This is a genomic window from Pseudidiomarina indica (genome assembly GCF_900104245.1).
Lineage (GTDB): Bacteria > Pseudomonadota > Gammaproteobacteria > Enterobacterales > Alteromonadaceae > Pseudidiomarina > Pseudidiomarina indica.
This window is the reverse complement of sequence record NZ_FMXN01000009.1, coordinates 71,628-93,298: the sequence shown is the minus strand read 5'-3', so window position 1 is coordinate 93,298 and position 21,671 is coordinate 71,628. Positions and strand designations below refer to the sequence as shown.

The 21,671-nt window shown below is 51.0% G+C and carries 17 protein-coding genes; 12 read left to right on the top strand and 5 right to left on the bottom strand.

Annotation, left to right across the window (positions count from 1 at the left end; genetic code table 11):
* The first annotated feature begins 205 nt into the window (after window positions 1-205).
* From BLP64_RS08295 to BLP64_RS08265, 7 genes are all read left to right on the top strand, one after another.
* Window positions 206-748 (top strand): hypothetical protein, encoded by a 543-nt coding sequence (locus tag BLP64_RS08295; RefSeq protein ID WP_092593600.1) that lies wholly within the window; start codon window positions 206-208, stop codon window positions 746-748.
* Between the two features lie 38 nt (window positions 749-786).
* Window positions 787-2,028, top strand: coding sequence for a hypothetical protein (locus tag BLP64_RS08290; RefSeq protein WP_092593599.1), 1,242 nt, complete (start codon window positions 787-789; stop codon window positions 2,026-2,028).
* A 2-nt stretch (window positions 2,029-2,030) separates the two neighbouring features.
* Window positions 2,031-3,173: a hypothetical protein gene (locus BLP64_RS10820; RefSeq protein WP_092593598.1), complete on the top strand. Its 1,143-nt coding sequence runs from the start codon at window positions 2,031-2,033 to the stop codon at window positions 3,171-3,173.
* A 27-nt stretch (window positions 3,174-3,200) separates the two neighbouring features.
* Window positions 3,201-5,183 carry an SUMF1/EgtB/PvdO family nonheme iron enzyme gene (locus tag BLP64_RS08280; protein WP_233340135.1) on the top strand — a complete coding sequence of 661 codons (1,983 nt, stop codon included), beginning with the start codon at window positions 3,201-3,203 and terminating at the stop codon, window positions 5,181-5,183.
* A gap of 129 nt (window positions 5,184-5,312) precedes the next feature.
* A complete protein-coding gene (locus BLP64_RS08275) occupies window positions 5,313-6,086 on the top strand; it encodes a MotA/TolQ/ExbB proton channel family protein (protein WP_092593597.1) in 774 nt (257 codons plus the stop codon).
* Window positions 6,087-6,095: 9 nt separating this feature from the next.
* Window positions 6,096-7,157, top strand: coding sequence for a VWA domain-containing protein (locus BLP64_RS08270; protein ID WP_092593595.1), 1,062 nt, complete (start codon window positions 6,096-6,098; stop codon window positions 7,155-7,157).
* On the top strand, window positions 7,157-8,110 hold the full coding sequence (locus BLP64_RS08265) for a vWA domain-containing protein (protein WP_092593593.1): 954 nt from the start codon (window positions 7,157-7,159) through the stop codon (window positions 8,108-8,110). The genes BLP64_RS08270 and BLP64_RS08265 overlap by 1 nt, the downstream gene beginning before the upstream one ends.
* A 3-nt stretch (window positions 8,111-8,113) precedes the next feature.
* Here BLP64_RS08265 and BLP64_RS08260 read toward each other — a convergent pair whose 3' ends face one another.
* From BLP64_RS08260 to BLP64_RS08250, 3 genes are read right to left on the bottom strand one after another with little or no spacing between them, the layout of a single operon-like run.
* A complete protein-coding gene (locus BLP64_RS08260) occupies window positions 8,114-8,563 on the bottom strand; it encodes a YaiI/YqxD family protein (RefSeq protein ID WP_092593591.1) in 450 nt (149 codons plus the stop codon).
* A 17-nt stretch (window positions 8,564-8,580) separates the two neighbouring features.
* Window positions 8,581-9,432, bottom strand: coding sequence for a universal stress protein (locus tag BLP64_RS08255; RefSeq protein WP_092593589.1), 852 nt, complete (start codon window positions 9,430-9,432; stop codon window positions 8,581-8,583).
* A gap of 11 nt (window positions 9,433-9,443) precedes the next feature.
* Window positions 9,444-10,931 (bottom strand): SulP family inorganic anion transporter, encoded by a 1,488-nt coding sequence (locus BLP64_RS08250; RefSeq protein WP_092593587.1) that lies wholly within the window; start codon window positions 10,929-10,931, stop codon window positions 9,444-9,446.
* Between the two features lie 205 nt (window positions 10,932-11,136).
* Here BLP64_RS08250 and BLP64_RS08245 point away from each other — a divergent pair, with 205 nt between their 5' ends.
* Together BLP64_RS08245 and BLP64_RS08240 are read left to right on the top strand one after the other, a co-directional pair.
* Window positions 11,137-12,270 carry an efflux RND transporter periplasmic adaptor subunit gene (locus tag BLP64_RS08245; RefSeq protein ID WP_092593585.1) on the top strand — a complete coding sequence of 378 codons (1,134 nt, stop codon included), beginning with the start codon at window positions 11,137-11,139 and terminating at the stop codon, window positions 12,268-12,270.
* Window positions 12,267-15,389: an efflux RND transporter permease subunit gene (locus BLP64_RS08240; protein WP_092593583.1), complete on the top strand. Its 3,123-nt coding sequence runs from the start codon at window positions 12,267-12,269 to the stop codon at window positions 15,387-15,389. Before BLP64_RS08245 ends, BLP64_RS08240 begins: the two co-directional genes overlap by 4 nt.
* Here BLP64_RS08240 and BLP64_RS08235 read toward each other — a convergent pair.
* Window positions 15,386-17,485, bottom strand: coding sequence for a hypothetical protein (locus BLP64_RS08235; protein WP_092593581.1), 2,100 nt, complete (start codon window positions 17,483-17,485; stop codon window positions 15,386-15,388). The genes BLP64_RS08240 and BLP64_RS08235 overlap by 4 nt on opposite strands.
* A gap of 95 nt (window positions 17,486-17,580) precedes the next feature.
* Between BLP64_RS08235 and BLP64_RS10965 the strand changes: the two genes are divergently transcribed.
* From BLP64_RS10965 to BLP64_RS08225, 3 genes are all read left to right on the top strand, one after another.
* Window positions 17,581-17,703 (top strand): hypothetical protein, encoded by a 123-nt coding sequence (locus BLP64_RS10965; RefSeq protein ID WP_267888210.1) that lies wholly within the window; start codon window positions 17,581-17,583, stop codon window positions 17,701-17,703.
* Between the two features lie 37 nt (window positions 17,704-17,740).
* Window positions 17,741-19,600, top strand: a complete 1,860-nt coding sequence (locus BLP64_RS08230) for a DUF885 domain-containing protein (protein ID WP_092593579.1) — start codon at window positions 17,741-17,743, stop codon at window positions 19,598-19,600.
* A 123-nt stretch (window positions 19,601-19,723) separates the two neighbouring features.
* On the top strand, window positions 19,724-20,965 hold the full coding sequence (locus BLP64_RS08225; RefSeq protein ID WP_233340134.1) for an alkaline phosphatase family protein: 1,242 nt from the start codon (window positions 19,724-19,726) through the stop codon (window positions 20,963-20,965).
* Window positions 20,966-20,976: 11 nt separating this feature from the next.
* Here BLP64_RS08225 and upp read toward each other — a convergent pair whose 3' ends face one another.
* Window positions 20,977-21,606, bottom strand: a complete 630-nt coding sequence (upp, locus tag BLP64_RS08220; RefSeq protein ID WP_092593575.1) for a uracil phosphoribosyltransferase — start codon at window positions 21,604-21,606, stop codon at window positions 20,977-20,979.
* Between the last annotated feature and the right edge of the window lie 65 nt (window positions 21,607-21,671).

Genomic DNA, 21,671 nt, shown 5'->3' with positions numbered 1-21,671 from the left:
TTTGCGTGAGTATGTGCAGAGCCAAGTTACCCCTGAATAGAACCGCTGCGCGGTTCCCGCTTGTATCCCCGCCCGATTGGGCGAGGGTTTACGCGGATTTTGCTAATATTTTCCCCAACAACTTTACCACTCTCTCGAACGACTACACTATAGTAAAGACTTAGGGTAAGGTTAAGGTCTCTTCAACGTACGCTGAGGATGACGAATGCTGAAGCAATTGCGGACAATGACACATCGAGTGCTACTCACAACGTTAGGGTTGGGGGTGGGCGTGGCTGTGTCTGCGCAAGAGCCGCCTGCGTCAACGGCCTCGGTCCGGTATTACAGTGATTGCACCAATTTGGTGTTTAACAATGTCGATAACCAGCATAAAACGAAAGCAGAAGAGCTGGCGGCGTTGGATGACGATTTCCTGATGGTGCTTCACCAGTCTGAAGAGTGTATGACCCAAGCAGCGGGGGCCAGTGCCGACCGTGTTGCGGCGGCTGCCGCAAGCGGGCAAGGCAGTGATGGCAATGGCGCCGCAGGGGGCGACGGTACGGATGCCACAAGTACCGATAATTCGGATGCTGAGGCTCCAACCGATCAAAGTCAGCAACCGCCATCAAGTCGGGGTGGTCGCGGTGAGGGCATACAAGAAGGCAGTACGGGGCTGTGTGATACCGTGCGTCAAGCCATGGAAGCTGCAACGACAGACGCAGAGCGCGCGCATTTCAAAGCGTTGCAGGAACAATACAATTGTAAGTAATCTGCGGATTACAGGCACTGTTTAAAAAGGGGAACCCCATGACATCACTGTATCTTCAACTGCAAAAAGTGATGGCTGTACTTGCTGCAAGTATGATTTTAGTGGCTTGCCAATCGACCGGCTCTGGTGTGACAAATGTTGGGTCGGGCAACAGCGCGTATTCGGCACAAAATGCCATGCAGCGCACCTACCACTATCAGTCCAATGTATACCTGGATGTGGCCGTGCCGGTGTTTGAAACCGGGTTGGCCGGTCCCTATGACTATAAACTCCAAGAAGCACAGCGTGAGGAAGGCATTTGGCCCCAAGTGCGTCGCCTTGAGGCAAACCGTTTTGCTTTGGATACCAAGCATGCACTAGAAAAAACCGGGGCTTTCGGTTCCGTCCATGTCACCCCTGATGCGCAAGCCGATAAAGACCTTTACGTGTTAGGCAAAATCATTTCGTCGAACACCGAAATCCTAGAGCTGAACGTGAAAGTGATGGATGCGCGGAATAAAACCTGGGCCGAAGAACGGTTTAAGTTTCAAGTGGGGGCGTTTTTCCATAATGACCCTATGAACCACGGTAAAAACCCTTACGAACCGACCTTTGCGGCCATCGCCTCGTGGGTTTATGACTTGCTCAACAAGCTCAGCGATAGTGAAAAGCAAGAAATTGAGCGGGTGTCTGATTTACGTTTTGCTAAGAACTATTCACCGGAAGCCTTTTCGGATTACTTAGTCCAAACCCGCTCAGGCACTTGGCAGTTAGCTGGGTTCCCTGCTCAGAATGATCCTATGTATCAGCGCATTCAGGCGGTCAAAGCGAAAGAAGAGCAGTTCATTCATACGCTGCAAACGAATTACGAAACCTTTTATGAAACGTCCAATGAGGCGTATTCAACCTACCATCATGAAACCTATCCACTGGCGGTCCAGAAGCGCCAAGCGGAGCAAGAACGCCGAAATAGCCAGTTTTTATCGGCCGGCTTAGCAATTTTAGCCGTTGCGGCGGGCAACCAAGATACGCATTTAGGGAATGCGGTTGCTGCGGTTGCGGCTGTGGGGGCGCTGTCGAACCTAAAAGATGCGGTGGATGCGAACCGAGAGTTGCATGAAGTCCGTGATATTTTGGATGAAGCCGGCAGTAGCTTGCAGGTGCAAATATCGCCGCAGGTGATTGAGTTTGAGAACGAGAAAATTGCGTTGCAAGGCTCGGCTCAAGAGCAATACCAGCAGCTACGCCAGCGTTTGCAAGAAATTTATCGCCTAGAGCAAACACCTGATCAGCAGTTGTAATCATGTCTCTTGATGATCAGTTAGCGCAAGCCAGTGCGCAACGGCGACAACGATTGCTTCGCATTGTAGGGCTCTTGGTCGGTCTGGTAGTGGTGGCGCCGGTCCTTTATTGGATCAGCGTTCAGTTCGCAGCTCGAGGGGATTCACTGGTCGAGAATTTGGCGGAACCACCGTTATCGGTGGAGTCCATCCACAAGCCCGGTGAGGTCGCGGTACCCGAACCAGAACCCGAACCAGAACCTGAGCCAGAATCAGAACCGGCACCCGAGCCCATGGTTGATCCTGCCCAGCAAGCTAAAATTGCAGCGCTCCTCGAGACTGCGCGGGTGGGCGGCGTTGAAAATAATCTTGAGAAGCAACAGCAAGCGTATCAACAACTGGTGGCGTTAGAACCCCGCCCAGAATGGCAGCAACAGCTCAATGAGCTGAATCAGGCCATTCAAGCGCGAGACTTTGCCACCGTGGTGCAGCGCGCTGTGAATGCTTTGGAACAACAGGATTACCAGCAAGCACAGCAATTGCTTGAACAAGCGGCCAGGATTGATTCCACCCGAGCGGAGCTGGCAGTGCTCCAAGCGCGGGCGCAAGAAGGCATTAAGGCGCAGCAGCAACAACAAGCCTTGCAGCAGTTAGCGGTATTTATCGCTGCGGATGAATGGCCAACGGTGCAGTTATTGGTAAAAAAAGAAGTTCAAGCACACCCTGAAAACCGCGAAATCCAGCAAATAGCGCAGCGGGCGCAAGCGGTCACGCAAGCCAATGCGCGTTTGGATGAGTATTTGAACCGTCCGGACCGTTTATCTGATCCTCGCATTTTAACGAATGCGATTTCAGCAATAGCTGCCAGCCAAGACGCCCTGCCTCATAGCGCAAAATTAGCCGCCAAAATAGAGCGTTTGGAAACCTTGATTGAAGCTGAAAACCAGCCGTTGCCAGTGCTGATCAAGAGTGATAACCGAACCTATATTCGAGTATTGCAAGTGGGGCAAGTGGGCAACGTGACCGAGCGCACGATCCACCTTAAGCCCGGCACCTATCAAATTGAAGGGCGGCGTGAAGGGTATCAAACCGTATTACAAACCATTGTCGTGAGTAAATCAGCGTTACCTGTGGTGGTCCAGATTCAGTGCACTACCCGGATTTAACCGCAAATCTTATCAAAGGAGAGTGGCTTGAATAGTATTGATGCTGCCATTAATAAAGCCAAAGCCCGCCACCGAATTGCGGTGACAATTGTGGTGGTGCTGGGAACGGCCATCATTCTTGGTTATCTCAGTTGGTTATTCTTGGTGAATGGCTTCAAGGTGAAGGTGTTGCCTGCCGACGCTGCAGCAACTCAACAGTTCCGTTTTATCGAGGGAACCGGTTTTAGTCGCGGTGATTCTGTGTTTTTATTAGGAACCACAGGGGTTATTCGGGTTTCGGCTGACAAGTATCAAGCCCAAGATCTCCGCTTAGATGTGCACGCCAGTCAAGTGCTAGAGGTGGAATTGGAGCCGATGCCTGCAACGGTGGTGCTGACCACTGAACCGGCGCATGAAAACATGGAGTGGTGGGTGGATGGCACTCGGGTGCACACCGGCGCGACTCTCACCACCACCTTTGCTCCAGGCCAATATCAAGTGGCTGCTCAGCATCCTTATTATCAAATTGCTCAGCAAACAATGACAGCTGAAATCGCGGGGGAGTTGCAGCAGCAACTGACCCTGCAACCTATTGCTGGCACCCTGCAAATTCAAACAGAACCTGCCGGTGCCTCGGTTTACATGGAAGGCAGCTTGGTGGGACAAACCCCGTTGTCATTGCCGAAGCAGGGGGGGGATTACCCCATCGAGGTTCGGCTTGATGGGTATCAAAGTGTGCAGGATACGTTGCCTGTGCATCGCTCACAGCCAACTCCAACACGTCATTACCTACTTCAGCCTGAACAAGGGCAGTTGCGGGTGCAAGCAGAACCTAGTGACGGCGCACTATTCATTAGTGGCACGCCCAGAAGCAGTCCTGCCAGCGTCGACGCTAACGTGGAGCACCTAGTGCGCTACGAAAAACAAGGCTATATCAGCGCCACTAAAAAGCTCACCTTAGCTCCCGGTGAACAGCGGGCCATCCGTTTTAAATTGGAGCCCGAAATCGCCAAGGTCAACGTTACGTCGAACATCCCTGCCGAGGTGTTTGTGGCAGGCAAAAGCGTGGGGCAGACGCCGTTAGAGTTGTCGCTACAAACCATTCCAACATCGCTTGAGTTTAGAAAGTCAGGATATCGTACCGTTACTCGCAACATTACTCCAAATGCGCGCCAAACCATCACTGTGAGCGCGGAGATGCTGCAAGAGTTTGAGGCACGCCGCAAGGAAGGCCAACCGCTGTTTGTGGAAACCTTGGGCATTCAAATGTTGAAGTTGAAACCCACGGCTTTCACCATGGGGTCACCGCGAAATGAGGTGGGGCGTAGTCCGAATGAGCACCAAGTGCAGGTGGATTTTTCGCGATCGATTTGGGTGTCCCGCCATGAAATTACTGAAGCACAGTTTGCGCAGTTTAAACCGGGCGCTGCCAGCTCAAACCTGCCGGTCACACAGGTCAGCTGGGATGAAGCGGCGGCCTACACGAATTGGCTCAGCGAGCAAGAAGGGTTAGAACCGTTTTACGTAATCCAAAACCAACAGGTGGTTGGCTTTATGCCGCAAGCACGAGGGTATCGATTGCCCACCGAGGCCGAATGGGAGTTTATTGCAAAGTTGGCGAATCGTGCGAGCCCGACAAAATACGTCTGGGGTTCGACAGATCGCATGCGTGAGCAGCAAGGAAATTTTTCGGATGAATCACGCCGCGGTCAGCAAACCTTCATTTTTAAAGACTATCAGGATGGCTATGCTGAGCGAGCACCGGTTGGGAGTTTCTCGGCCAACCAAGCCGGCTTTTATGATCTGGACGGCAACGTGCGTGAATGGGTGCATGACTTTTATTCCGTGGTGCAACCGGCCACGTCCGGAGTCATGATGGACTATACGGGTGTTGCACAAGGGACTACCCATGTGGTGAAAGGGGCCTCTTACCTCTCGGGTCGATTGCAGGAGTTGCGCACCGCGGCTCGTACCAGTGGCCGCCAGGGTGAAGCGGATATCGGGTTTCGCATTGCACGGTATGATGAATAGGGGAATACCATGAAACGTAAAATTGTTGTCGCCGTTGTATTGTTACTATTAGCTGCCAGTGCGGCCGCGTATTTTGTGTCGTTGGATGCGCCGCAAGATTTCCCAACCAATATTTAGTAGGGCATAAGCATGAAGAAAAATCCCAACCCCAGCATGAACCCCCAAATATGGGTTTCTGTGCTGGTGCTGTTAGCCAGTTTTACCGTGGTTCATTTAGTTTATGTGGGGGTGATTCACCCAAATGCGACTGCGGCAATGGTCGCTTATGGCTCGGAAGCACAAAAAAATATTTGGGTGATTTTGAAAGACCCGGAGCAACAAATTTGTATCTCACTCATGTTCTACTGTTTGTTCCTGATGGGCTACAAACTGGTGAAGCTGATTGACGAGGAAGCCATTTATACGCAAGACTTTCTGGCTGCGCATGACAAGTCAGCGGCCCTTGATCTGCAAGCGGCGCTCACCGAATTAGAAAGTTCGTCTTATCGTGAAAACCCCGCTATGGCCACCTGGATCAACTGTATTCGCCGTTTTAAAAACACCGGTAACGTGCAACACGCAGCTGATGCCATTGAATCCAGTGTGGATTCCTTAGCGGCTTCCCTAGAAAGCGGCAACAGCATGATCAAGTACATTACTTGGGCGGTGCCCTCCATCGGGTTTATTGGCACGGTGCGCGGGATTGGCTCCGCCTTAAGTAGTGCAGATAAAGCCATTAGCGGCGGGGATATTACCGGTATGGTGGAATATTTAGGGGTAGCTTTCAACTCAACCTTGGTGGGGATTTTTATTTCCTTGATTCTGATGTTTTTGCTGCATTTACTGAATGGTCGCCAAGATGAAATGGTATTAAAGACCAAAGATTCTTGTGAGCGACACTTGCTGGCTCATCTTCACGAGTAACGGCGAGCGATGAGAAAATTCAAGCGCAGCGACCCTAACTTTGGCCTCACCTCCTTGCTGGATGCGTTAGCCTGTGGCTTGGGCGCGGTGCTTCTGATCTTAATTGTCATCAAATTTAAAGCTCATACCACGGATCCCACCGAACAACTGGAAAAACTCCAAGCAGAATTGGCGGCGGGCCAGACCGAAGTGGTGCAATTGCAGCAGTCGTTGGATGAAATCAATGAGCTTATTGCCATGGAAACGGCGGAGCAAGAAGCAAGTGAGCAGGGACAATCTGAAACCGAAAGCCAGCAAGCCAAGCTATTGCAAAACATTGCCAATGAAATGGCTGTGGTCGCTAACTTAGAACAACAACTGGCGGCCATGGCGAAACTGCCCACCCCTTCGGATGCCGTAGCGCTGTCAGGAACGGGCAATCAAAACTATATCACCGGCATGAAGGTGGAAGGCAAGCAGATTGGGATCTTGGTGGATAAGTCAGCTTCCATGATGGGGGATAACTTGGTGGAGGTGTTGCGCTACCTTGCTTTATCCGATGCTCAACGTGTGCAAACGGCCAAGTGGCAACGAACCATTCGAACGGCAAAGTGGCTGCTGGCGCGGGTACCCGATGATTCACGCGTCACGGTGGTGACGTTTTCAGAAGATGCCAAGCGGTTAGGGAAGAATGATCGTAATAGCCCGAAGCTGACAGCATCGATGCGTGCCATTGTGAGTGATTTGGGCGCCGTGGTGCCCGATGGCGGCACCAATTTACAGGTGGGATTAGCAGAACTCTTTCGAATTAATAATCAAATTACCGACGTCTACTTAATAACGGATGGGTTACCCACCTTAGGAGATGGCTTATCGCTGAAATGTCGTAATATTTTTCGCTCCAGCAAATCGATTTCTTCGGTGTGCCGCCAAGAGCTGCTAGTTGCCACTGCACAGCGCTTTCCGAAGAACGTTACCATGAATATTATTCTGCTACCGATTGAAGGCGATCCCCATGCATCAGCGCTCTATTGGGAATGGGCGAATAGCACTTACGGGACTTTCTTGTCACCGGCATCGGAGTGGCCCTAATGCGAAAACTACAACGTCCACCCATTGAAGTATTCACCCTGTCCTTCCTGGATATTATTTCCTGTGCATTTGGCGCTGTGGTGTTGCTGATTTTGTTGGCGAAAAATGGTGACACCGATGAACATCAAGGGCCTGAACAGCTCAGTATCCTGCTGGAACAAGTCCAAGCAGCCCAGCTGTCCGTTGAAACCTTGCAGGGAGCATTGTTGGATAAACAAGAAGAATTGCGCCAAGCCCAGGCAAAAACGGCATCCATCACCGACGAGCAGCAAAATTTAGATTCTTCCATTCCTCGCGCCCAGCAAACCATTCAACAATTGCAGCAACAAGCACAATCATTGCGGGAAGAAATACGCCGTGAAACAGCTCGTTTGAGGGTGCCTGACAGCACCGATGAACCCAGTGAAGAAGTGGGCGGGATTCCAACTGATGCGGACTATGTCATCTTCGTTATCGATAACTCTGGTTCCATGGCCGGCGGTGGCAAATGGCAGAAGGTGATGCGAGTGGTGAGCGATGTGTTAAACAACCATCCGCAAATGAAAGGCTTCCAAATTATGAATGCGGATGGCGATTATTTGTATCGTTCGCAAGCTGGAAAATGGTTAAATGATACGGCATCCATGCGGACACGAGCGCTCGAACGAATGAGCAGCTTTGTTGGGGGCGGCTCGTTTCCAGAGCGCGGTATTCTGAAAGCTCTGAATGAGTACAAAGGGCAATCCGGCAAAGTGAGTTTATATGTGTTTGGTGATGACTATTCAACGGCGGGGCTCGATAACGTGGTACGAAATATTACAGCAGCCAATGCCGGCCCCAACGGGGAGCCTATCTTTCGGATTCATGGCATCGGGTTCTATTTCGCCACACCCCAAAATGCGCGCGGTTTTGCGACCCTGATGCAAGCCGTTGCTAAACGAAACCGCGGCGCTTTTGTTGGCTTAAATATGTAATCCCTAGGGCGGGAGACTTGCCAGTATTTTATCTAAAGCATTGGCGAAGGCCATGCGGTCGCGTTGGTGCAGTGGGGGTGGCCCGCCGGTTTGGGTACCGCTGCTGCGTAGCGTGTCCATGAAGTCGCGCAGGTTCAGGCGCTCCCCAATATTGTCTTGGGTGAGGCGCTCGCCGCGCGGAGTGAGAACGAATCCACCTTTGGCAATGACTTCGGCGGCCAATGGAATGTCGGCCGTGATCACCAAATCCCCGGCTTGGCAAAGACGCACAATTTCGTTGTCCGCAACATCAAAGCCAGCTCCCACCTTCAAGCTTTTAATGTATTTGGAAGGCGGGGTACGTAACAGTTGGTTGGCGACCAGCGTTAACAACAACTGTTTGCGCTCGGCCGCCCGATACAGGATGTCTTTAATGACGCTAGGGCAAGCGTCGGCATCGACCCAAATTTGCATGCCGGTGGCTCTCTTGGTTAGCGAACGATAATGAGCGGAATGGTTGATGACTCAATCATTTTAATAGTGTTACTTCCCAAAAAGACGCTCGCCAATTTGGAACGCGAAAAACACCCCATCACCATAACGCCAATATTGTTGTCACGGGTGTATTGCATCAGGGTGTCTGCAATCCGCCCTTCCAGCAAACTGGCATGAACCTGAAAGCCACTTTGCGTTAACTGAGCTTGAGTGTCTTGAAACTTTTGCTCGAGTTCGGCCACGTTGTTTTCGACCGCCACCAAATGACAGGTTAAGCCACGCAACAACTTGCTTTCAATAATGCGCTGGACGGCTTTATCGGCTGTCGCACGGCCATCATAAGCGATCATAAAGCTTTGCGGCGCTTGAAAGGTATCGTTCACCAGGAACACTGGCGTGTGTACTTGGCGAATGATTTGCTCAAGTTGGGAGCCATGTGCTTTAAAGGCACGTTTTGAGAGGTTACTGGGGCGGCCTAACACCAGCAGTTGAGCATCCTGCTCAAGGTCATGAATTGCTTCTGCTAAGCCACTGTGGCGTTGTACTTTCTCAACGTTGCGGCACCCTGCTTGGGCCAGAAACTGCTCAGAGTGAGTGAGCACTTCTTTACCCAGCGATAAGGCGATCTTGCTGCGAGCTTCGTCCAACTCAATCATTTCATGCAGCAGTGACGAACGCGCGCCTAGCCCAATGGCCCCACTGTAATCTTCCGGTACAGGCGTGTAGCTTTTTTCAATCGCTTGCAGCAGGACGATGGGTTGTTCAAGCTGTTGGGCCGCCCAGCATGCTGCTGTGCACAACCCATCGGAATGGGTGGTGCCGTCAACGCAGGCAATGATGTGATTCATGTGTTTTCTCCTTATCCCTTGCTCATCAGCTTTTCAACTTCTGCGGGGTCATGGTGGGTGCCGAATTTATCCACAATGGTTACGGTCGCTTCATTCATTCCGATGATTTCTGTTTCAACCCCTGCGCGACGGAACTTCATCACTACTTTATCGAGTGATAACACGGCGGTGACATCCCAAAAATGGGCTTGGGTTAAGTCAATGGTCACTTTATCAACCACTTCTTTGAAATCAAAGGCGTTGATAAATTGCTCGGATGAGGCAAAAAACACTTGTCCAATTACTTGGTAAGTCCGCGAGTTTTCTTCCGTAGAGGTGGTTTTCACCACCATAAAACGGCCAATTTTATTGGCAAAGAACAAGGTAGCTAACAACACACCAACCAGCACGCCAATAGCTAGGTTATGGGTAAACACCACAACCACGACCGTTGCAATCATCACAATATTGGTGGAAATCGGGTAGCTTCTTAAGTTTTTCACCGATGTCCATGAGAAAGTCCCAATGGAAACCATGATCATGACTGCCACCAAGGCCGCCATGGGAATCTGACCAATTAAATCCCCTAAAAACACCACTAACACCAGCAGGAGTGCACCGGCAAAAAAGGTGGATAAACGGCCGCGGCCGCCTGATTTCACGTTGATAATGGATTGACCGATCATGGCACAGCCAGCCATACCGCCCATTAAGCCGGCACCAATGTTTGCGATGCCTTGCCCCTTACACTCCCGATTACGATCACTTTCGGTATCGGTTAAATCATCAACGATGGTGGCGGTCATCATGGACTCTAGTAAGCCCACTACAGCAAGACCGAGCGAGTAAGGCAAAATGATTTTCAGGGTTTCAAAATTCAATGGCACATCCGGCCATAAGAAAATTGGCAGCGTGTCGGGCAACTCACCCATGTCTCCCACGGTACGGATATCAATGCCAAACAGCATCGCCACAGCGGTCAGAGTAATGATGCACACAAGGGGGGAAGGGAGCATTTTGCCAATCACCGGCACATAGGGGAATAAGTAGATAATCCCGAGCCCCGCTGCGGTCATGGCATACACATGCCAAGTCACGTTAGTGAGCTCGGGCAATTGGGCCATGAAGATTAAAATGGCTAAGGCATTCACAAAGCCGGTAACGACCGAACTTGAGACAAAGCGCATGAGGTTGCCAAGCTTTAAGTAACCCGCTGCAATTTGAAAGACGCCGGTTAATAAGGTGGCAGCCAATAAATATTGCAGGCCATGCTCTTTGACCAAGGTCACCATTAACAAGGCCATGGCGCCCGTGGCGGCCGAGATCATTCCAGGGCGGCCGCCCACAAAGGCAATAATGACGGCAATACAGAAGGAGGCATATAAGCCAACTTTAGGGTCGACCCCTGCAATAATAGAAAATGCGATAGCTTCAGGAATCAAGGCTAAAGCAACGACAGTCCCTGCGAGTAGGTCGCCTCTAATGTTGGAGAACCACTCGAGTCTCATTTTTTCAAACATGAATAACCTTATCTTTTGGAATAGGCGGTACAAATGAATTAATGCTCTACAATGACATTGTACGACAAATTGGAAGGGGTCTCTTGTTCTCAGCGCGAATCTTTAGATTGTAAATGTTTTTTGTAAAGGGGCGGTAAATTCAACGGCATTAAGCGCATGAGCTGAGTAGACTATCGCATATCCGTATGTTTGCTAAGGACGCATCATGACTAAATTCTCCTTCATTCAACTTACCGTCGCAGCTTGTTTACTGCCGCTGCTGAGCGCGTGCTCAGAAAGTGATGCCGCGTTGGTTGAAGTTCAAGAAACCTTGCCACGGGTTTTGGTGGTGGAGGCTCAAGCCGAACACCTACAACTGGAACGAACATTCCCTGGTAATACCGAGGGCTCGATGGTGTCAGAGGTGCGCGCTCGGGTTGAGGGGCTGCTGGAATCACGACACTTTGAAGAAGGGCAATTGGTCACCAAAGACCAGTTGATGTTTAGCATTGAAAAAGCGCCCTATGAAGTGGAATTGCAGCGTGCTCGTTCTGATTTAACCAGCGCTGAAGCTGCGTACAGTGCCGCTAAGCGGGATTGGGAGCGGGTTGAAAACCTATTTTCTGACGGTGCCATTAGTGGTCGTGACCGCGATAAGTCTCAATCTACTTATGAGCAAGCAGAAGCTGAACTGGCGGCCGTTCAAGCCAGTGTTCGCGATGCGGAATTGCGGTTTGGCTATACCGATGTTCGCGCTCCTATTGATGGCGTCGCCAGCCGCGAGCGCATCTCGCCGGGGAACATTGTGAGTGAAGGCGAAGTATTGGCGATTATCACGCGCTTAGATCCCTTGTATGTGAATTTTTCGGTGGGTGAAAACGACATTGCTGCACGCTATTTATTGGCCAATACCTCGGTGGACGGAACGGCTGAAAGCATGCCTAGTGTGCAATTGATTCGGCAAGATGGCACGGTGCACCCGTTAGAGGGCTTTATCGATTATGTGAGTCGGACCGTAGATACCGAAACCGGCACCATTGAAGCGCGGGCGGTGATTCCAAACCCAGACATGGTGCTATTACCGGGGCAATTTGTGCGGGTACAACTACCTCGCATTGATGTGACCGATGCCATTGCTGTGCCGCAGCGAGCGGTGATGCAATCGGGCAAACACTCGGTGGTGTATGTGGTGGATGCCAATGACACCGTCCAACCGCGTGAAGTGGTGTTGGGCGTGCGAGTTGGTAATCGCCAATTAATTCAGCAAGGGGTCGCCGTGGGTGATCGAGTTGTGGTTGAAGGATTATCGCTGTTGCAACCGGGCGCCAAAGTCCGTGCTGACAAGGTGGAAAACGAATGATTTCTCATGTCTTTATTCGCCGCCCTGTCACGGCGGCAGTACTGTCAATCTTAATTGTCTTGGTGGGCTTGCTGGCGCTGCGTAGCCTGCCGATTCAACAGTACCCACAAATTGTGCCACCGCAGGTGGTAGTAAGCGCAAGCTATGCTGGTGCCACGGCACAAGCTGCTTCAGAAGCGGTTGCGGCGCCGTTAGAGCTGTATATTGATGGCACCGAGAACATGTTGTACATGACGTCCTCATCGGACGACAGTGGCTCGGTGAGTATCCGCGTGGTGTTTGAAGTCGGAACCGATATTGATCAAGCGGCCATTGATGTCGATGCAGCAGTGCAGCGCGCTTTGAGTCGGTTGCCCGAAGAAGTGCAACGGTCAGGGGTGCAGATCAGTAAAGAATCCTCGGCAATTTTAAAAATTGTCGCAATCACCTCGCCTGATGGCAGCCGAGATTCCTTGTATTTAAATAACTACGCCACGCTCACGGTGCAGGATGAATTAAGCCGTATCAATGGGGTGGCGTCGGCAACGTTTTTTAGTTCGAAAACCTACGCCATGCGTATTTGGCTGCGACCCGATCAGCTCGCAAACTATGGCTTGGTTCCGAGTGATGTGGCGGACGCTATTAACGAACAGAATAATATGTTCTCGGCGGGCCGTTTTGGGGACGCACCCAACCCTGAAAACCCGCAAGAAATTAGTTTGCCCATTGGCACTAAAGGTCGTTTCTCGTCACCTGAACAGTTTGAGAACATTATCCTACGAGCCAATCCAGATGGTTCGGTCATTCGCTTAGCCGATGTTGCTCGTGTTGAGCTAGGTGCTTCTAACTATAACTTTGATGCCATCCAAAACGGCGAAACCGTGGTTCCGATTGGGATCAACCTGCGCCCCGGTGCCAATGCGCTGGAGGTATCCGAAGCGGTTGATGAAGTGATGGAGCGAATGAGTAAAAACTTCCCGGATGGGGTGGGCTACAACATTGCGTTTGATACCACTGAATTCGTGAAAGTTTCGATCCAGCAAGTGCTGCAAACATTGCTGGAAGCCATCGTCTTGGTAATTGCGGTCATTTATCTGTTTTTACAACGCTGGCGCGCAACGCTCATTCCGCTGGTGGCAATTCCGGTCTCTTTGATTGGTGCCTTCGCTGGGATGTACGCGTTTGGCTTCAGCATTAACTTACTCACCTTGTTGGCGGTGGTGCTGTCCATCGGGATTGTGGTGGACGATGCCATTGTGGTGTTGGAAAACGTGGAACGGTTGATGCGTGAACAGGGGCTTTCGCCGACAGATGCCGCGCACCAAGCCATGAAGGAAGTTTCGGGTCCCATTATTACCATGGTGTTGGTGCTGGTAGCCGTATTTATTCCGGTGGCCTTCCTTGGCGGTTTAGCCGGGGTCATGTACCAGCAATTTGCCTTGACCATTGCCGTTTCTGTGGTGATTTCGGGCATTGTTGGATTGACCTTATCGCCTGCGCTGTGTGCGCAAATTCTCAAACCAACCCCAGAAGAGCCGCCGCGCATTTTGCAACGGTTTAATGACTTTTTTGAGCGGATGACAGCGGGGTATACCGCTGGCGTACGTTTTATGCTGAAACGTACTGGGCTTGCAGTGGTGATTTTTGGCGTTGTGATTGCACTCGCCTATACCCTGTTTGCGCGTCTGCCAGGAGGCTTAGTGCCGGAAGAAGATCAGGGCTATATTTTGGTGTCTCACCAACTGGCTGAGGGCGCGTCACTGGAGCGGACTCGAGAATTTTCCATTGGCTGGAACGAAGTGCTGCGGAATGAACCCATTGTCGACAGCGCCTTAACCTTTATTGGCTACGACATTGTGAATGGGAATACGCGACCGAACGTTGGTGCGAGCTTTATCACCCTGAAACCTTGGGATAAACGTGATCTCAAGCGGGATAACAGTCAAGCGTTCGCGCAGCAAGTGAATCAATTAGGCAAGAATTACCCTGAAGCAGTGATTCGCGCCTTTAACCCACCGCCGATTTCGGGAATTTCAACCACCGGTGGGATTGAAGCTTATGTGGTGGTCACCCTTGAAGGGGATTTGGATGACCTGATGACACAAGTGCAACGGTTAACCGAAGCGGCCAACGCTCGCCCTGAGTTACAAGGCGTGCGGACCACACTGAACCTTGATGTGCCCCGTTATACGGCCATTGTCGACCGCGAGCGGGCGAAGTCCATGGGCATTAAAATAAGCGATATTTTCGCGGCAATGACGCGGGTTTATGGACGTTCGTATGTGAATGACTTCAACTATCTTGGACGGACGTGGCGGGTTTATTTAAGCGCGGAATCGACGTATCGGGCGGGGCCTGAAGATTTGGCCACCACCTTTGTACGGTCAGCCGATGGCAAAATGGTACCGCTCAATACCATTGTGAACTTGGAGCGTACCACCGGGCCCGATACGGTGCACCGCTACAATAACCGTCCTGCAGCACGAATTATGGGGGAACCAGCACCAGGCTACTCAACCGGGCAAGCCATTGCCGCCATGCAAGAAGTGGCTGATGAGTTGTTCCCTCCACAGTTTGGCTATCAGCTTTTTTGGACGGGAGCATCGCAACAGGAACAAGCGAGTGGGGGCACCGGCGCATCAGCCTTCTTGTTCGGAATTCTCATCGTATTCTTGTTGTTGGCGGCTCAGTATGAGCGTTGGACCCTGCCCTTGGTGGTGTTAACGGCGGTTCCTTTTGCGGCCTTTGGTGCTGCTTTAGCAACCTGGCTGGCCGGCATGCAAAACAACATTTACTTCCAAGTGGGAATGTTAGTGTTGGTTGGCTTAGCGGCAAAGAATGCGATTTTGATCGCGGAGTTTGCGGTGTTGAACCGAGCACGCAATATGTCTATTTATGAGGCGGTGTTGGAGGCCTGTCGGCAACGGTTCCGCCCCATTTTGATGACTTCATTGGCCTTTATTTTCGGCACCATACCCTTGGTGTACAGTGCGGGGGCAGGAGCTGCCGCGCGTAACGCCGTTGGGGTTGGCGTGGTGGGCGGCATGCTCTTAGCGACGTTCGTCTCCATTTTCTTTATCCCGGTATTTTACCAGTGGATTGAACGCCGCTTTAAACCCGACCGCTCCGCAGATGACTAGTAGAAATACCAGACTCCAGCTGCGATAGCGATAACGATTAGCACCCCTAATACCGCCGGCCAACGGCGTTTAGGGGTGGCATGCCGCGTAATAATACGACTCGATCCTTTCGGTAAGTGGGCCACTTTGGTCAAGCGGCTACCAAAGAACGAGTTGATCTTAATGTTGGTATTCAAGGCCCAACCCGACGCATCCAATAAGGGTGCCAAAGAACGCTGCCGGAGCTTCAACCAAGCAATAAACATCGATGGCGCACTCACTAACAACGCTAAGCCAAAAATCCCGACCGGCATCAACCAGCCTAAATCAAATAGCGCTTGCAACATGAGCCCGAGTGCGGTGGCGATACCCCCAACTGCAACACCCAACGCGGCAAGCACACCAATATCAAACTTGGGCTTCACCGGCGTTTGCTCGGCGTCGGTTGAGAGCGCTTTGGTGGACTGCTCCTGCAGTTTGGTCACTGAGGCACTCTCTGCTTCTTGGGCACTTTTCTCCGCTTGTTTTTCAATAAAGCGAATCAGCTTTTTATACGGTGAGAAGAAGGCCTGTCCCACGCTGATCGGGTTTTCCACCACTTTGGTGATGGTGGCATCCCAGTCTTGTCCGTGTCGATCAAAAAACACACCGTTGCGGCCCACAATCAAGAAGTCGTGCGGGCCTTCAGTGAAGGCGGCAACAATTTCCTTTTTGGAACCGTCTTTGCGAGTACAAGTACAGTAGGCTAAGTAACAGCGGCTAAGGCCACCGAAGGTGGCATGTTTAGCAGCATCAGTGACTTCCAACGTAAGCTCACAGGCGCGGCCGTCAAGAAAGAGGACCCCGGCTTCGAAAATTGCTCGAGTATCCCGATCAAAAAAGTCCGGCAAACTAACAAAGTTGTTCAACAAGGTTTTCAGGTACAGGCGATAACGCAGTAACTCTTCCACTTTATTCATGGCGTCGACCATGGGCCGAACCGCTAAGTCCTGTTTAACCAAGCTCAAAATTGCGGCTTGGCTGTCGTTATCGAGTAGTGCTTGCAGTTCTTCTGAATTCAGCGCGTTGAGCAGTTGTCCTGCCTCGCCTTTGAGCCAATTCTGGTAATCATCAAACCGTGCTTTCAGGCTGTTCCATTGCTCATAGGTGAGGGTTTCAAGATCACCAAGAACGGGCTTGATCACCGCTTCTTGCAGTCGTTTGATACGCGCTTCCCATGCTGGGTTGAGCCCCCGTATTAACGGCAACTCAGTGGTAGGGCTGATAATGGCGAGCGGAAACTCTGCCATTTCTGCGCAGGCTTCGGAAATGTCTTGAGTGGCCAGCGAGCTCCAGTCTGCACTCGCCCGGTTGAGCTGTTCTGCGGCTCTTGGGTCATACTGTGCGGCACGGCAGCGACTGAAGTAGTCATCAATTTTCCCTCGCACGGCGCTCAAGGATTCGGCGGCGCGTTGGCCGTCCACGCCATCAGGAACCCAGCCTGGCTGCGCTGCCGCTAACCACGCAAGTCGAGCTTTCACGTCACTGTAAAACTGATTCACCAGGGCTTGGTTGACACCCGCCTGGCCCGAAGCATCGGTCACCGGGGTGGAGTTGGCGACAATGATTCGAATAATGCTTTGTAGGTGCTCATCATCCGTCGTGTTTGGGGTAATCACGCCATCCCCGTTAAAGCGCGCATTGGCAAGCGTACTTTGTTGATTGGTGACATCAGCCAAAGAAATCTCACCGGCATCGGCTTTACCGAGTAATTCTAGCAATCGTTGTGCTGCAGCATGAATGGCCGCGCCATCTTTATCGTCAGTGTTGATATCGTCCAAGCGCAGCGTGTCTTTGGGGTCCAGGATCAGGCCCGGATTATGCAGTACTCGAGACACCCAGTTCGTTACTTGAATGACTTCAGGTAAGCGAATACGGCCATCACCATCACGGTCAAGATACTTCAAGGTGGCTTGGTCGAAATAGAGGCCCGAGGTGGGGCAAGAAAGCGCGACCCATAATTTCGGGTCAAGTTGGCTTAAATGACGAATGTCGTCGGCCTTGGTGAGAACAACTTGGTTAAAGCCACCAAGTCGCGTGAAAGTCCAGCGATGGGGCGTCGATTGAGCTGCAGACATGGTAAGTACTCTTAATGGTCAATAATATCTTCGTTTTATCCCTTCTGCTTTGAATTAGCAATAGGTGAGGGATTAATCGGATAAATTGTAGTACCTTGTTACAGAAGCGAATTGATAAAATCGCCAAGGGTGAAACCTTAGGCAAAATCGCCAAAGAAGTCATTGAAGCACTGCAAGTTGTTTTTATGTCAACCGTGATTGTGGTGTCTTCATCATAACCAATAATAAACGAACAACTCACCAGGAGAGAAATCCATGTTTGCATATAAACCAGTGGCCGTAGCGGTCTCGTTATTGCTACTGACAACTGCGTGCTCGGAAGCCCCGCAAAGCACAGGGTCTGTCTCAACGACAGCTGCTGAAACAGCCGTGGTGACAGCGGCAGAGATTCAAGCGGAGTCACAGCGAGCGAATCAACTCTTTGAAAAGATTTTCATGGATGGCGTCATGCGCAGCCCCATGTATCAGTCCTATTTGGGAATCAAGGATAACCAAGATAAGTGGGATGATATTTCTGACGAAAAAGCCGCGGAAGAGTTCGCCATTGCCAAAGAAAACTTAGCGCAAGTCATGGCAATCGATGCAGATAAATTAGATCGACAAACCTACGTGAGCTGGTTGCTGATGAAGCAACGCTTAGAAAATGAGATTGAAGACTATCAGTGGCGGCATTACAACTACCCCGTGAATCAGATGTTTGGGATGCATTCCAGTGTCGCTTCGATGCTGATTAACCAGCATCGTATTACCGATGTTGCCGATGCAGAAGCTTATATTGCTCGTTTAAACGGCTTGCCTACCCTGTTTGAACAATTATCTGAAAACCTAAAGATTCGTGCGGAAAAAGGCATTATGGCGCCCAAATTCGTCTATCCGTACGTGATCAGCGACAGTAAAAACATTATTTCGGGAGCCCCGTTTGATGACGGTGAGCCGAGTGTTTTATTGACTGACTTTAGCAAAAAAGTTGGTCACTTGGACATTGACCAAGAGCAGCACGATCAGCTCCTGAACGCGGCGCAAACAGCATTGCTGCACGCGGTGAAGCCCGCCTATGAAAGTTTGATTGCTACCGTGCAAGAACTTGAGCAACAAGCCGATACACGAGATGGCGTGTGGAAACTACCAGCGGGCGAAGCGTTTTATAACAATGCCTTGAAACGCACCACCACGACAGAATTAACTGCCGCTGAAATTCATGAAATTGGCCTCCAAGAAGTTGCCCGTATCCATGACGAAATGCGCGGCATTATGCAGCAGGTTGGCTTTGAAGGCACCTTGCAAGACTTCTTCGAGCACATGCGCGATAACGAAGACTTTATCTATCCTGATACCGCTGAAGGTCGTGAGCAATACATTGCTGACGCAACGGCATTCATTGATGTGATGCGCGGGCGTCTCGATGAATTATTTATCACCAAGCCTAAAGCAGACATGATTGTCAAAGCGGTGGAGCCATTCCGTGAAAAATCTGCGGGGAAAGCTTTCTATCAGCCACCTTCGATGGATGGCAGCCGCCCAGGTGTGTACTACGCGAACTTGTATGACATGGCGTCCATGCCAAGCTACCAGATGGAAGCCTTGGCGTATCATGAAGGAATTCCAGGGCACCACATGCAGTTAGCCATTCAACAAGAGCTGGAAGGCATTCCATCCTTCCGTAAGTTCGGCCGTTATACCGCCTATACCGAAGGTTGGGGGCTGTATACTGAGTTATTGCCCAAAGAAATTGGGTTTTACCAAGACCCCTATTCTGACTTTGGTCGCCTTGCGATGGAGCTTTGGCGAGCAGTACGGTTAGTGGTGGATACTGGTATTCACGCGAAGCAATGGACGCGTGAAGAAAGTATCGACTTCTATGTGCAGAATACACCGAACGCTGAAGCGGATGCGCGTAAAATGGTGGAGCGTCATATTGTGATGCCTAGCCAAGCAACCGCGTATAAAATTGGCATGCTCAAAATCTTAGAGTTGCGCGAAAAAGCCAAGCAGGAGCTGGGCGATCAATTTGATATTCGCCAGTTCCATGATGTGGTGTTAGCAAATGGTCCAGTGCCGTTAAATATTCTCGAACAATTTGTCGACGAATATATTCAGACAACACTGGCCCAATAAACCAGTTGCGCTCCCTGCGGGGAGCGCATTCATTTCAACGCCTTAGCGGTCATCACCAAATTGTCATTAAGCCGTGGTAAGCTCTTGTTTTTGGGTCTATTAGAACGTTATCGAGAGGATGCCATGAAGCGATTCACTGTATGGGTCACACTGCTTGCTACAATGCTTGGCGGAAGCTTGTGGACAGCCAGTGTCAGTGTGGCGCACGAAGCGCAAGAAAATACGGTCGTGTTAATTTCTATTGATGGGTTTCGGCATGACTATCTGGAATTACATGACGCCCCAAATATTGCTGCAATTGCCGCCCAAGGGGTGCGCGCAGATGGGCTCATGCCAGTTTATCCCGCCAAGACGTTTCCGAATCACCTGTCGATAGTCACCGGTCAATACCCTGCCAAACATGGGATTGTGGATAACCACTTCTATGATACTGAACGCCAGCAGCATTACCGCATGGGGGATGGCGTGAAAGACAGCACTTGGTTGACCACAGTGCCGTTGTGGAACCTTGCGGAGTTTCAAGGCGTACGAGCGGCAACGTTCTTCTGGCCTGAGTCCGAAGCTCGCATTAATGGCCGAACTCCAACCTATTATTACAACTACAGCACACCAGCACCGAATCGTCAGCGGGTGCAGCAAATGATCGACTGGTTGAAATTGCCAGAGGCGGTGCGGCCGCGTTTAGTGATCGGCTATTTTTCAGTGGTCGATACCATGGGACACCGGTTTGGCCCTGAATCGGTGCAAGTTAACAAGGCCATTACTCATGTGGATGAGTTGATTGGTCAGCTGTGGCATGCCATTCAGCATGAGGTTGAGGTACCTGTAACCTTACTCCTGGTTTCCGACCATGGCATGTCAACCATTACTGCCGACGCCATGATTGATGTGCAGGAACTAACCATTCCAGCGGAGCAGTTTGAGGTGATCAACGCGCAAACTCGCTTATTGATTTATACCAAACCAGAAACCACCGAAGCCCAAGTGCAGGCCTTGCGCGAGCGATTACAGCAACAAGCTCAGCAGCGCTATTACATTGAGTCGCCAGCCCAACTGGCGCAGCTTGGCGTCACGCCAGGTCCGCGCCAAGCGGCGATTGTTCTGGGAACTCAAGCACCGGTTACCTTCACCCAACTGCCTCCAGAGAAACGCCGTGATGGCGGCACCCATGGCTATCATTCAAGTCGTGAAATGGACGGCATTTTTATTGCCGCAGGGGACGGTATTCGCACGGAGGTCCGCTTAGCGCGCTTTAGCAATATCCATATTTACCCATTCGTAGCAGAGTTATTGGGGCTTGAGTTAATGAGTGACATTGATGGGGATGGCGCAGTACTGGCGCCATTGTTACCCCAATCAAATTGAGCTGAAGCAGGTTAGCGGGTGCCAAAAATCTTGTCGCCCGCATCGCCTAAGCCGGGCACAATATAGCCATGTTCGTCTAAATGCGAATCCACTGCAGCGACATAAATATTAACGTCGGGATGGGCATCAAAAACATTGTCGATGCCCTCAGGCGCAGCAACGATCGATAAAATACGAATATCCGGGCAGCGGTGACGTTTGAGCAACTCAATGGTGGCAATCACCGAGCCGCCGGTGGCAAGCATGGGGTCAAGCACCAATGCCGTTCGCTGCTCAATATCATGAACCAGTCGTTCAAAATAAGTGACGGGCTGTAACGTGGTTTCATCTCGATACAGCCCGACCATGCTAATTTTCGCATTCGGAATCATCTCGGACACGCCTGAGAGCATGCCTAACCCAGCTCGTAGAATCGGAACCAAGGTGACTTTCTTTCCTTTAATCCTTTTTGTTTCAATTAAATAGCCACTCCAGTTTGCCATGGTGTGAGTTTCTAATGGGAAGTCTTTGGTGGCTTCATAGGTCAGAAAAGTCCCCATCTCATTGGTTAATTCACGAAATGATTTTGTCGAAATAGCCGCTTCGCGCATTAGCCCGAGTTTATGCTGGACAAAGGGGTGTTGAACAACATGTAATGGCATGAGACCCTCGTCGATGAAATGAAAATTGAGCCCATTGTACGTTGCACGTTCTCGTTTAATCTAGG